Source organism: Thermosynechococcus sp. PKX95 (assembly GCF_031583295.1).
In the GTDB taxonomy this organism is placed as follows: Bacteria; Cyanobacteriota; Cyanobacteriia; order Thermosynechococcales; family Thermosynechococcaceae; genus Thermosynechococcus.
Map to the genome: position 1 here is coordinate 551,005 of NZ_CP134171.1, position 13,268 is coordinate 564,272.

General features: G+C 54.3%; 12 protein-coding genes. 6 read left to right on the plus strand and 6 right to left on the minus strand.

All coding sequences use genetic code 11. The features are described 5' to 3' along the window. The first annotated feature begins 11 nt into the window (after positions 1-11). The 6 genes from RHH81_RS02490 (at position 12) to RHH81_RS02515 (ending at position 8,007) form a co-directional block, all read left to right on the plus strand. A complete protein-coding gene (locus RHH81_RS02490; protein WP_310743328.1) occupies positions 12-1,331 on the plus strand; it encodes a CmpA/NrtA family ABC transporter substrate-binding protein in 1,320 nt (439 codons plus the stop codon). A gap of 27 nt (positions 1,332-1,358) precedes the next feature. After that, a complete protein-coding gene (gene ntrB / locus RHH81_RS02495; RefSeq protein ID WP_206200929.1) occupies positions 1,359-2,189 on the plus strand; it encodes a nitrate ABC transporter permease in 831 nt (276 codons plus the stop codon). Positions 2,190-2,254: 65 nt separating this feature from the next. Next, positions 2,255-4,249 (plus strand): nitrate ABC transporter ATP-binding protein, encoded by a 1,995-nt coding sequence (locus tag RHH81_RS02500; RefSeq protein ID WP_310743329.1) that lies wholly within the window; start codon positions 2,255-2,257, stop codon positions 4,247-4,249. Positions 4,250-4,268: 19 nt separating this feature from the next. Beyond that, complete coding sequence (locus RHH81_RS02505; protein ID WP_310743330.1) at positions 4,269-5,084, plus strand: nitrate ABC transporter ATP-binding protein; 816 nt, start codon at positions 4,269-4,271, stop codon at positions 5,082-5,084. Between the two features lie 7 nt (positions 5,085-5,091). Beyond that, positions 5,092-7,515, plus strand: a complete 2,424-nt coding sequence (locus RHH81_RS02510) for a nitrate reductase (RefSeq protein ID WP_310743331.1) — start codon at positions 5,092-5,094, stop codon at positions 7,513-7,515. A 36-nt stretch (positions 7,516-7,551) separates the two neighbouring features. Further along, positions 7,552-8,007 (plus strand): nitrate reductase associated protein, encoded by a 456-nt coding sequence (locus RHH81_RS02515; protein WP_206200933.1) that lies wholly within the window; start codon positions 7,552-7,554, stop codon positions 8,005-8,007. A 4-nt stretch (positions 8,008-8,011) separates the two neighbouring features. On the opposite strand, the gene RHH81_RS02520 is transcribed toward RHH81_RS02515, so the two are convergent. The 6 genes from RHH81_RS02520 to moaC form a co-directional block, all read right to left on the minus strand. Beyond that, a complete protein-coding gene (locus tag RHH81_RS02520) occupies positions 8,012-9,151 on the minus strand; it encodes a putative sulfate/molybdate transporter (RefSeq protein WP_206200934.1) in 1,140 nt (379 codons plus the stop codon). Continuing rightward, positions 9,152-10,204 (minus strand): anthranilate phosphoribosyltransferase family protein, encoded by a 1,053-nt coding sequence (locus RHH81_RS02525; RefSeq protein ID WP_310743332.1) that lies wholly within the window; start codon positions 10,202-10,204, stop codon positions 9,152-9,154. Continuing rightward, entirely contained in the window at positions 10,185-11,093 is a 909-nt protein-coding gene (locus tag RHH81_RS02530; protein WP_206200936.1) for a LysR family transcriptional regulator, read from the minus strand. Before RHH81_RS02530 ends, RHH81_RS02525 begins: the two co-directional genes overlap by 20 nt. A gap of 366 nt (positions 11,094-11,459) precedes the next feature. Next, positions 11,460-11,963 (minus strand): molybdenum cofactor biosynthesis protein MoaE, encoded by a 504-nt coding sequence (locus RHH81_RS02535; protein WP_225901625.1) that lies wholly within the window; start codon positions 11,961-11,963, stop codon positions 11,460-11,462. A 7-nt stretch (positions 11,964-11,970) separates the two neighbouring features. Next, positions 11,971-12,225, minus strand: coding sequence for a MoaD/ThiS family protein (locus tag RHH81_RS02540; RefSeq protein ID WP_302678769.1), 255 nt, complete (start codon positions 12,223-12,225; stop codon positions 11,971-11,973). Continuing rightward, entirely contained in the window at positions 12,209-13,267 is a 1,059-nt protein-coding gene (gene moaC / locus RHH81_RS02545; RefSeq protein WP_302678770.1) for a cyclic pyranopterin monophosphate synthase MoaC, read from the minus strand. Before moaC ends, RHH81_RS02540 begins: the two co-directional genes overlap by 17 nt. Between the last annotated feature and the right edge of the window lies 1 nt (position 13,268).

The window sequence follows — 13,268 nt, forward strand, 5'->3', positions numbered from 1 at the left end:
TTTGTAAACCAATGGTGACTTTCTCCCGGCGTCACTTTCTCGTGACCGCTGCGGCTACAACGGCCGTGACATTGATCTCCCACGGTTGTGGTAATAGCCAGCAAACTAGTGATGTTGCCCAACCCACCACCCTAGCGGAAACTCCAGAAGTGATGGGAGCGAAACTGGGCTTTATTGCTCTGACGGACGCGGCTCCCCTGATTATTGCCAAGGAAAAGGGCTTGTTTGCCAAGTATGGGATGCCCGATGTGGAGGTGATTAAGCAGGCTTCTTGGGGCGTGACCCGCGACAACTTGGTCTTGGGTTCTGCCGGGGGTGGCATTGATGGTGCCCACATTCTCACACCAATGCCCTACCTGATGACCGTGGGAACCATTACCGGTGGCAAACCTGTACCCATGTATATCTTGGCGCGGTTAAACACAAATGGTCAGGGAATTGTCTTGGCTAATGCTTACAAGGATCTCAATATCAGGACTGACAGTAGCCCCCTGAAGGAGGCCTTTGCTAAAACCCGTGCTGAACGGCGTGCCCAGAATCAGCAAGAGCAGATCAAAGTGGCAGTGACATTTCCAGGGGGCACCCATGATCTGTGGATGCGCTACTGGCTGGCTGCCGGCGGCATTGATCCTGAGAAGGACGTTTCTGTGATCGTTGTGCCTCCTCCGCAAATGGTGGCCAATGTGAAAACTGGAACCATGGAAGCTTTCTGTGTGGGTGAGCCATGGCCACAACAAGCGGTGAATCAAAAGGTGGGGGTTGATGCTATTACCACGGGTGAATTTTGGCAGGATCATCCTGAGAAATCGCTGACTTTGCGGGCGGATTGGGTTGATCAGCATCCGAAGGCCACTAAAGCTCTATTGATGGCTGTGATGGAAGCACAACAGTGGTGTGACCAACCTGAAAATAAACCAGAAATGGTCAAGATAATTGCCCAGCGGCAATGGTTGAAGGTACCCGAGAAGAATATTTTGGATCGCTCCCTCGGTAAGTTTGACTTTGGCAATGGCCGTACCTTTGACAACCCCGATCTAGCGATGAAGTTCTGGCGAGACAATGCCTCTTATCCCTACCAAAGTCATGATCTGTGGTTCCTGACGGAGGACATTCGCTGGGGGTATTTGCCGCCGAATATGGACACTAAAGCTCTCATCCAAAAAGTGAACCGTGAGGATCTGTGGCGCGAAGCCGCTCAAGCGATGGGGGTGCCGGCAGCGGAAATTCCCACCACCACCTCTCGGGGCGTGGAGACCTTTTTTGATGGTGTGGCCTTTGATCCCCAAAATCCTCAGGCCTACTTGAGTGGTTTGGATTTGAAAAAAGTTTAGAGGTAAAGAGCAATGGCAAGTTCTTCTATGGGTTTCACTCAATCTCGACGGCGGCGCTGGTTAAAGCATCTCAAGAAGTCAGCGATGTTCCGCAAAGTGGTACTGGGTAGTTTGGGGGCGCTGTGTTTCTTGGTCATTTGGCAGTTTGTCTGCATGGCGGGGCTACTTCGCCTGCCAACGCCCCTCACTGTTATTACTGAAACTTGGGGGTTGATAGTTGATCCCTTTTATCAAGGGAGTGGCACGGATGTGGGGTTGGGGTGGCAAATTCTCTCCAGTCTGCGGCGGGTGGCCGTTGGCTTTTCCTTGGCAGCAGTCATTGGGGTGGGGCTGGGGATGCTGATTGGCTCTAGTCGAGTGCTCTACGATGCAGTGGATCCCATTTTGCAGGTGTTGCGTCCGGTGCCCCCCCTTGCGTGGTTGCCCATTTCCTTGGCGGCTCTGCGGGACAATGAACCGGCAGCGATTTTTGTGATCTTCATTACCGCAATTTGGCCGATTATCATCAACACAATTGTTGGTGTGCAGCAAATTCCCAAGGACTACAAGAATGTGGCACGGGTGTTGCAGCTTTCCCGCAAGGATTATTTCCTGAATATTCTCGTACCAGCAACGGTGCCCTATGTGTTTACGGGGCTGCGCATTGGCATTGGGCTGTCTTGGTTGGCGATTGTGGCAGCGGAGATGCTCATTGGCGGTGTCGGCATTGGCTTCTTTATTTGGGATGCTTGGAACAGTTCTCTGATTAGTGAAATTATTGTTGCCGTGATCTATGTCGGCATTGTCGGCCTGGTTCTGGATCGCTCGGTGGCCTTTGTGGGTCGCCTGCTCAGCCACGGTGAAGAGGCGCATTCCTAGCTCCCTCACGTAACCCATCCTCCCCTCTTTTCCCCTTACTGTCGAACATTAGGTTGTTTAACCCTATGGCCAAGTCTTTACCGTTTATTGAAATTGACCATGTGGATCAGGTTTTTGATCTGCCCGGGGGCGATCGCTACATTGCTCTCAAGAATATCCACCTCGAAATCCAAAAAGGGGAGTTTATTTCCCTTGTCGGTCACTCTGGCTGCGGCAAGTCCACGCTCTTGAATATCATTGCTGGCTTTCAGCGGCCTAGCAGTGGTGGCGTGGTGATGGCAGGACGGCAAGTGACGGAACCGGGTCCCGATCGCATGGTGGTGTTCCAAAACTATTCGCTGTTGCCTTGGAAAACGGTGTACCAGAATGTGGCCTTGGCGGTGGCAGCGGTGCTGGGGCATTTGAGCAAGGCAGAGCAACGACAGCGGGTAGAGGCGGCGCTGGAACAGGTGCACCTCAGTAAAGCCCGCGAGAAGTTCCCTGCCCAACTGTCGGGGGGGATGAAGCAACGGGTGGCGATCGCCCGTGCCTTGGCGATTCAACCGGAGGTGCTCCTGCTGGATGAACCCTTTGGTGCCCTTGATGCTTTGACGCGAGGCTCTTTGCAGGATGAGTTGATGCAAGTGTGTCAAGGCAGTCAAACCACCTGCATTATGGTCACCCATGATGTGGATGAGGCACTACTGCTCTCTGATCGCGTGGTGCTGCTCACCAATGGCCCTGAAGCCCACATTGGCCAAATTCTCAAAATTCCCTTTGCCCGTCCCCGCAATCGCCATGACGTGCTCAACCATCCCAGCTACTATGGCCTGCGCAATGAGATGATTGCCTTTCTCAATCAGCAGAAACGCCGCTGCCCGCCTTTGGAGGTGCCCATGGTTGCACCAACAGTGCCGGCAGGTCTGACCCTTGGCTTTATGCCCCTGATAGACAGTGCCCCCCTCATTGTCGCCAAGGAAATGGGCTTCTTTGCTAAGTATGGTTTGGAGCCAGTCACGCTGCATCGCGAAGAAAGCTGGCAGGACTTGGTGATGGGGGTGATCGCGGGTCGCTTGACGGGCGCTCAACTGTTGGCGGCCATGCCCTTAGCCATGACCTTGGGGTTAAACGGTCAGCCTTCACAACCGCTGATGACCTCGTTGGTACTGAGTCGCAATGGCAATGCCATCACCTTTAGTCGCCAGTTGTGGCAGCAGGGGGTGAAGACTGCTGAAGATCTGCGCGCCTATATTCAGCGCACGGGCGATCGCCCCCGGCTGGGAGTGGTTCATGCCGCATCAATGCACAACCTCCTGTTGCGGTACTGGCTGGCCGCCGCTGGCATTGACCCCGATTACGATGTCGAGTTGTTGGTGATTCCCCCCTGCCAAATGATCTATCACCTCAAGGCCGGCCATATCAGTGGCTTTTGTGTCGGTCAACCGTGGAACTCCCATGCAGTGCGCGAGGGTATTGGGGTGATTGTCGCTACGGATTTGGATATTTGGTCGGGGCACCCGGAAAAAGTTGTGGGTATGCGTTCCGATTGGGTGCAGGCCAACCCGCAGCTACACCAAGCGTTGGTCAAGGCATTGATCGAAGCCTGTGAGTACTGCGATACGATCAAACATCGCCCCGAAATTGCCCAACTGCTTTGTCGGCCAGAGTATGTGGGGTGTACTCCTGAGGATGCCTATGCCGGCTTTGTGGATCCCCTTGATTGGGGGGATGGCATTGTTGCTGCTTTTCAACCCCGGTTTCACCAGTTCTACGTGGATCGCTCTCCCTGTCCTGGGCGGTTGGAAGGGCTGTGGATCATGACCCAATTGGCTCGCTGGCAACTTACGCCCTTCCCAAAAAACTGGCTAGAAATTGTTGAGCAGGTGCGGCGGGTAGATCTCTTTGGGGCGGCAGCGCGGGAACTGAAGGTTGTAGATAATGAGCCAGATCGTTCTGCCTTTGCTCTTTTCGATGGACTGCCCTTTGACCCCGATAATCCCCTTGGCTACATTGAGGCGGCTGCGATTCGCCGTGGCCTTGATATTCGCACTGTTGATCCCCAAGAGGTTGTTGCTGTCTAGGTATTTTTGAGAGAAGTCTATGGAAACCCTCTATCGTCTTGACCCCCATTTAACGGCCACCCAGCATCTACGCATTGATGGGGTGAGCAAAGCCTACCCTACGGCTAATGGCGACCAGGTGGTACTTGAGGATATTCACCTTGAGGTGAGCAACGGCGAATTTGTCTGTTTCATTGGCCATTCCGGCTGCGGCAAAACCACACTCTTGAATATGGTTGCGGGTTTTACAGCGCCAACACGAGGGGAAATTACTCTCAATGGCGTGCCCGTGCGCCGTCCGGGGCCGGATCGCATGATGGTGTTTCAAAACTACGCGCTGCTGCCTTGGTTGACGGCCTATCAAAATATTGAGCTAGCAGTGAAGTCTGTCTATCCCCAGAAAACTCGCCAACGCCGGCGCCAAATTGTCGAGGAGCACTTGGAACGAGTGGGGCTAACAACGGCTGCCCACAAACGCCCTGCTCAACTGTCGGGGGGCATGAAACAACGGGTGGCGATCGCCCGCGCCCTCGCCATTCGCCCTGAAGTGTTGATTTTAGATGAACCCTTTGGTGCCCTCGATGCCATCACGAAGGAGGAGTTACAGGATGAACTCTTAAAGATTTGGCGCAGCCACCGACTGACGGTACTGATGATTACCCACGACATTGATGAGGCGCTGTACCTCGCGGATCGGGTGGTGATGATGACCAATGGCCCTGCCGCCCGCATTGGCGATATTGTGAAGATGCCTTTTCCGCGGCCACGGCGGCGATCGCAACTCCTTGAGGATCCGCAGTACTACCATCTCCGCAACCAAGTGGTTGACTTTCTGTACACGCGGTTTGGGCACTAAGTAGCGTATGAGTACCCCACGGGTTGGCTCGTTAGCCGTTCAGTCCAGTCGTTACCTCTGCTACTACCGCAATACCAGCAAGAGCGTTCAGCAGATTTATTTGTCAAATCAGCCCACTTGGCAACGGGTAGTGTTTCCGAGGCAAGAGCTTTTTTTCCATGGCGATGCTACAGCGGATCTGATCATTTGCTCAGAGCAAGGGGTCAGGTGCTGTTCCTGTGAATTCCTGCGGTTTGAGGAAAAAGGGCGTGCTGTGCCTGAACCAAGTGAGCCAGTGTCCTCGCTGTGTCCCTACTGTGGGGTGGGCTGTGGCTTAGAAGCAGTCCCTCAAGGCAAGGGAGCCTATAAAATTCGGGGCGATCGCCAGCATCCCTCCTCCCAAGGAATGGTCTGTGTCAAGGGGGCAACTATTCTAGAAGCCCTTGATCGCGATCGCTTGGTTTACCCCCTGTGGCGGGAGCGTTTGGATCAGCCCTTTACGGTCATTTCGTGGGACGAGGCCATGACCCGCCTTGTGGAACGCATCCAATGGGTACGCCGTGAGCGGGGCGCCGATGCCATTTGTATGTACGGTTCCGGCCAATTTCAAACCGAAGACTACTATGTGGCGCAAAAGCTAATCAAGGGCTGTTTGGGTACGAACAACTTTGATGCCAACTCGCGGCTATGTATGTCCTCGGCAGTGTCGGCCTACATGGCTAGCTTCGGCGCTGATGGCCCCCCCTGCTGCTACGACGATTTGGAGGCTACCGATTGTGCGTTCCTTATGGGTACTAATACTGCCGAATGCCATCCCATTGTCTTTAATCGTCTGCGCAACCACCACAAGCGCGATCGCCGCGTCAAGTTGATTGTTGTGGATCCGCGGCGCACCCCGACAGCGGAAGTGGCGGATCTGCACCTTGCCATCCGACCCGGCACGGATATTGATCTGCTCCACGGCATTGGCCATTTGCTACTGCAATGGGGACAGATCGATGCTGAGTTTATAGAGGAGTGTACCCAAGGCTTTGCCCAGTATGTAAAGCTGCTGGCGGCCTACACCCCAGACTGGGTAGCGGAACGCTGTGGCATTGCTCAAAGTGATCTAGAACAGGCGGCTCGCTATTGGGGGCATGCCCAAGCGGTACTCTCCCTTTGGTCAATGGGCATTAACCAGTCTGCTGAAGGGACGGCCAAAGCTCGTTGTCTCATCAATCTCCACCTGTTGACGGGGCAAATTGGCCGCCCAGGGAGTGGTCCTTTTTCGCTGACGGGGCAACCCAACGCCATGGGGGGGCGCGAAGCCGGCGGCTTGAGCCATCTGTTGCCCGGCTATCGCCAAGTGACCAATCCACAGCATCGCCAAGAGGTAGAGGACTTTTGGGGACTGCCGCGAGGGCAAATAAGCGATCGCCCCGGTCGCACGGCATGGCAAATTGTCGAAGGTCTAGAACAGGGAGAAGTGGGTCTGCTGTGGATTGCGGCCACCAATCCTGCGGTTAGTTTTCCCCATTTAGAGCGTGCCAAGGCGGCCTTTCTCAAATCTCCTTTTACCGTCTATCAGGATGCCTACTTTCCCACTGAAACAGCAGCCTATGCCCATCTGATTTTGCCGGCGGCGCAATGGAGTGAGAAAACAGGTGTGATGACTAACTCTGAACGCCGCGTCACCCTTGCCCCCGCCTTTCGATCGCCCCCCGGTCTGGCTCGCCCTGATTGGGAAATTTTTGCTGAGGTGGGGCGCCGCTTGGGATATGGGCATCTCTTCCCATTTGCCGATGCCGCTGCCGTCTATGCCGAATTTGTCCAACTCACTGCCGGTCGCCCCTGCGATCAATCGGGTCTGAGCCACGAACGCCTTGCCCGTTTAGGCGCCTTGCAGTGGCCCTGTCCTGCCGGTATGGATGATGAAGAAGCCCGCAAACCCAAACGCCTCTATACTGACTGGCGATTTCACACACCCAATCAACGGGCATATTTTTGCCTTGCCCACAGTCAGGGCGTGGCGGAACCCACCGATCACATCTATAGCTTTACCCTGACAACGGGTCGTCTCTACGGCCACTGGCACACTCAAACCCGTACCGGTCGCATTGCCAAAATTCAAAAAATGCACCCCGATCCCTTTGTGGAAATGCACCCCGACGATGCCGCAAACTTACATCTCAAAGACGGGGATTGGGTGGAGGTGCGATCGCGTCGCGGTCAAGTGTGCCTGCCGGTCATCCTCACCAAGGCCATTCGTCCGGGCACTCTCTTTGTACCCATGCACTGGGGCTTTCTCTTTGCTGATAGCGGTGAGGCAAACCAACTGACCCATCCCATTGCCTGTCCGGTCTCAAAGCAGCCAGAACTCAAAGCCTGTGCGGTGCAGGTGCTGCCCCTGAAGTTGCGGCAGACGCCCCATACCCCCACCATGCAGGAAAGCGGCACTGCCCTCAAGCAATAATAGAATCTGATTCCCTGTGGAGGGTTATGGCTATTGATGTCCCACTTCTTTGCGTTTGAGGCTGAATTCACGGCTTCGTTACGCTGTATTCCAATGATTGTTCGCTATAAACTAGATTTATGTGGGGTCAAGCTGAAGCTGCTCCACTGGCATCAACTTTCCCAAGAACAGCGACAATGGCTTGTGGTGACTCCCTGCGACACCCCCGAAGCTCAGGCAGACTATCGTCAGCAACTGCGGGATTGGGTGACCCATACCCATGGAACCCCACCGAGTGATATAGAGATTCGCCAACCCTACCCTTGGGACATCACCACTGAACTGCCAGAGACAGTGCAGCAACAACTGACCAAGGTACCTCACCACAGCCTGACGGTGGAAAAATGGTCAGCCCTGACCCCCCTCCAACGCTTTGCCCTTGTGAAGCTCAGCCAGCCCGGCCACGAGAATCGCAATTTTTGGCCAGCATTGCAGGAATTTGGTCTGGCCTAGAGGGCTAGGAGAGTTGTAGTGGCATTTTTCTGCTGAGGTAGTACAGAGTTGTACCAACAAGGGTGCCCACTAAGAAGCCTTGGGGCACACTGAGGGCGATCGCCCCCACTAAGAGGGTAATCATCCAATTTGCGGGCATGGCGGCTTGATCTTTAATAAAGCCCATGAGTACCCACGCTTCAAACAAAAGAATGACCCCCAAAATCGAGAGGGGAAAAATTTCCAGCAGCTTATCCACACTGGAACCAAAAAAGAGACCCAAGAGAAGGTAGAGACTGCCATAGATCACCACCGCCCCACCTGTGCGGGCACCAAGGGCATAGTGTCCTGCCAAACCGCTACAGCCATGGCAGAGGGGGACACCACCAAAGAAAGGCAGGATCAAGTTGGTGAGGCTATACGTGAGGCCAATTTGGCGAATCGAGAGGGGGCGATCGGGAAAGAGATCGTGGGCAGTTTGCTGGGTTGCAATCACTGCATTGGCGATCGATAGGGGTAACTGCGGCAGTGCCAATAGCACGAGTCCGGGAATCAAGGCCTGAGGATCTAAAGGCTGCAGGTAGGGAAGCTGCCAAGCAATGGTTAACTGCAATTCTGTCTCAGCCAGAACACGGCTAATCGCTACACCCACCCCCAGCAACACCACCAGTAACCCTGCGGGAACTCCCCGTTCCTTGGGTAAAAGGAGCAAGATCAAAAAGCCCATGGCACCCAACAGATAACCAAAGAGGTCACCCGCGGGCAAGTAGGTCTTGAGGGCAACGGCGGCTAGAGACAGTCCCAGTCCCAATTGACAGCCCCGCACCACGGGTTGGGGAATCCAGCGAGCCAGTCGGGTCAGGATTCCGGTGGACGTTAACACCAACATCATCGCTCCTACCATCAGTCCCCCTGCCCAAAGGATAGATCCAGTGAGTTTTTCCGTCATCACAATTACAGCCATTGCCTTTAGGGGTTGCATCGGCATGGGAAGGCCATAGAATACCCCCGTGAGAATTTGTGCCACGCCAAACAAAGTGAAGACGTTAGCACTATCCAACTGGGCAGCCATGATCATCCCCACCAGTAGGGGCAAATCCGTACCCAAATCACCAAAACTGCCACTGAGTTCTTGCCAATTAAAGCGCAGTCGCTCCCGCAACATCTATATCTTCTCCAACATGGTTTGCAATTTCTGTAGGTGTTGAGCCACCCGACCACTACGGAGGAGTTCGCTGCTGAGTGCGAGTCCGGAATTGAGACTATCGGCTTTGCCCCCCTGCCACAAGTAAAACCCACTGTTCCAGATAACGGAGGTGGTGAGGGGCTGCTCCTCGGCAGCTAAGACGGCAGCCATCATTTTTGCAGCAGTTGTTGTGTCCGCTGGCCAAGGCACATTACTGCTGGCCATACCATACTCTTGGGGATGGAGACGCAGGCGTTGCCAAGGAGGGTCTTGATCACGGGCAAGGCCGATAATGGCGGTGCGTTCGCGGGGCAAATCACAACTGCCTTCAAGACCTTTGACGGTAGTAAATTCATGAACACCGTGGAGATAGAGGGCATCGCGCATGATCCCTTCCGTCGGCGGATGAACAAACCCTGCTACGAGGTGACTGCGCCCTTGGTAAGGATTCCAGATTAATTCCAATGTGGCAATGGGGGGACGTTTACCAATTTGCTCCCGGTAGGGGACTAGCCCTTGGGCTGCTGGAAAATGACGCGGGAGATAGACAAAACCTAAACCCGTTTGCTCTAGGCAGTGGGTGATTTGTTCTAGGGTTAGGGTTGACCAGTCCACCCCTAAACATCGCCATAGCTCAATGAGGGGAATGCCTTCTTTGGTGGGTATGCGATCGCCCCCGTGTTGAAGTACTGGAATCCCAGCAGCCGCCAAAACCAATGCTGTTAATGGACTCAGGGGAAACGTGCGATCGCGACCATCATAGGGCTGACTGAGGATGATCACGGGGCAACTGGTCTCAACTGCTGGAATCTTTGGCCCTAGCTCGTTGTAGGCATCGAGCATACCCGCCATCTCTTCCGAGGTGGGTCGCTTAATCCGATGAGCAATCAAAAACGCCCCAATTTGGGCAGGGGTTGCCACCTGCTCCAGCATGAGTTGCAACGCCAAGGCTGCCTCGGCGCGGCTCAGGTCTTTGTGGGTGTGGGCACCACTGCCGACTTTTTTAAGGAGATCACGAAAAAGAGGACTCATGGGCAGCCTGCTGGCGGATCAACGTAAGCAACTGGGCAACGGGCGGTAAGGTCAGGCGATCGCGGGTGGTAATGGCCAACACCTGACGCAGGGGCAGTGGCGTGGATAAATCACGAATCCCTAGGGCAGGATCGTGGAGCGCTTCCTTGAGGGCAGAGCGCGGCAGCAAGGCAACCATCTCACTTTCGCGGATCACAGCAATAAACGCATCAGGCGTGTTGAGTTCAAGAGCGGGTTGCCAAGGTAAACCCCGACGGCTAAATTCTTCAGCCACCAAGCGGCGCATGCCATAGCCATCCTTAAATACCACATGGGGAAAGCGAGCTAGTTCTTGCCATGTCAAGGTCTCATTAACAGCGAGGGGATGTTCAGCCGCCATTAGCACTTGCACAGGCTCACTGTACAGCGGTTCAATCACCCATTCCGCCTGTTTTAAGAGGTGGCGATCGCCCATGACAATTGCTAGATCTACTAGGCTATCCTGCAAGACTTTGAGGGCGCGATCGCTCCCTAGGGCAGTCACCCGCAACTGCATTTGGGGAAATGCTTGGCAAAACGTCGGTAACAGCGTGGGCAAAAAGTAGCGGCAAATGGAGTGAATAGCGGCAATGCAGAGTTCCTGCTGCTGGCCATTTTGCATGGCTTTGAGTTCAGCATTGGCGGCCTGCCACTCTTGCCAGATGCGATGGGCACGGCGCAAAAACAAGTCCCCCGCCACAGTTAACTTGGCGCGATTCGAGCGGTGAACAAGTTGCATCCCCAAACTTTCTTCTAGAGCTTGAATTTGCCGACTAATTGTGGGTTGCGTCACCCCACACCGCCGCGCTGCCGCTTGAAAACTCCCCGTTTCAGCAACAGCTAAAAAAGATTGAAACTGATCAAGTCGCATAATACTTGCTGTGTTCTCCCTCTGCGTCTATGTCTATTGATGCAATTGTGGCTCTTGTGGCTCTTCATCTTATGCAACTTTCGGATAGTAAAGGGTGTTAATTGATACAGTTTCTTGAGAATGTCCTACAGCATACCCTCTTGGTTCCAGCGCTGAATGAGGTAAACTGATTGGTCATACTTGCCCTCCCATGCCAGTTCTGTTTCTTCTGTGCGCATTTGAGAGGTTAGGCTATACTCAAAGCGTCATGAATGTTACTCAAGAATATGAGCTATAGCTTGGACTGACGAGAGCGGGTTGTCTCCTACATCCAGCAAGGTGGCAAAATTAGTGAAGCAACTCAAATCTTCTAGGTCAGTTGCGCCACTATCCATCGCTGGCTGAAGCGAGACGACTTAGCCCCCACGGTTGTCCCCCGTCGTCATCAAACAGACCGTAATGGTGATGCTCACGGCAATACACCCAAGTAGCTGGCTCATTTAGATAGTATTCCTTTTTCCAAATGGGTAGGCGGTGTTTAATTTCATCAATGATGTAGGCCGCACCAGCAAAGGCTTGTTGGCGATGAGGCGCCGTCACCCCTACCCACACAGCAATCTCGCCAAGAGTTAGCGTTCCATAGCGATGGCTGGCGATCGCCCCCAGCAAGTCAAATTTCCCAATGGCTTCTGCTAGGATCTGTTCTCCTTCTTTAAGAGCCAAGGCAGGATAGACCTCGTATTCTAGGGCAGTGACGATCTTGCCGTGGTTGTGATTGCGCACCCAACCCTCAAAGCTAACAAAGGCACCGGCTCGCAAGTTGGCTAGGGGCTGCCACAACTGAGCTGGCTCTAGGGGAGTATTGGTTAGGGAAAATTGCTTGATCACCATCGCTTAGTTAACCCCCGGCAACAGGGGGAATAAAGACGACCTTATCTCCAGCTCGTAGGGGTTGATCCAGTGTCACAAACGTATCATTAGCCGCAACCTTAACATGGGTCAGATCAAGGGTAAACCCGTACTGGGTCTTTAGTTCTTGGTATAGCTCGCCATAGGTTTGGGCGGTGGTCACTCGCTCCTCCTGTTCCCGTTGGCTTTGCTCGCGTAACTGGGCAAAGTAGTGTAGATGAATAGTTTTAGGGCTGTCGGACATGGTGTAGGGCTTCCAGATAATCTTCAGGGGTGTTGATGTTGGCAGTAATGGTCGGCTGGGGTGGGGCAATCCGCTGGCAGGGCGATCGCTGGAGAATTTTCACAGGGCAGTAGATCCCTTCTGCATAGGCGGCCTCAAATACCGGCAGAGCTTGGGGGGTATAAATGGCACACAATGGCTCTGGGAAACCCTCTTGGGGATGGTGATAGCAGGTGGCCACCACATCTTCGCGGTAATGGTGCAACAGGGGCGCAAGGGTTTCTGTGGTCAAATAGGGCAAGTCACAGGCCACCACTAACCAGTTCACGTGGGGATAGGCACGTAAAGCTGTTAGGATGCCGGCAATGGGGCCAATCTGAGGCAGGGTATCGGGGAGGGTTGGCAAATCGGCAAGGGGAGTCCCCTGCCATTGATTGGGTTGCGCTGAGAGAAAGACTTGTTCGCAGGATTGAGCCAACAAATTGTAGAGGTACTGGGCATGGGGTTCGCCGTAGTAGTCTAGCAGGGCTTTGGCCTGACCCATGCGCTGACTCTGGCCGCCAGTGAGCACAAGGCCGTAGAGGGGATATTGGCCGAGGGTTTTCTTGCCACCACTTTTCGCCAGCAGGCGCACCTCGCGAATCACAATATGGGGGCTGAGGGCTTTGGCCATGTCGTAGATTGTGAGGGCTGCGATCGCCACCCCATGCAGGCTTTCCATTTCCACCCCGGTGCGATCGCGGGTTTTGACCTCACAGCGCAGGCGAATTCTAAGGCCACTCTCAAGTGACTCGATATCCGTCTCAAAGCGACAACTAGTAATCGGCAGCGAATGGCAAAAGGGAATGACTTCAGCGGTGCGTTTTACCGCCATTGTGCCAGCAATAATCGCCGTTTGCACCACAGGCCCTTTCGTGAGAAAGAGATCTCCCCCTTGCACATAGGCCTGAAAGACTGGTGGCAATTCAATCAGGGCTTCTGCCACCGCTCGGCGATCGCTCACGGCCTTCTCGCTAATATCCACCATCTGGGGTTGTTGGTGCTCATTGATGTGGGAGAGCATC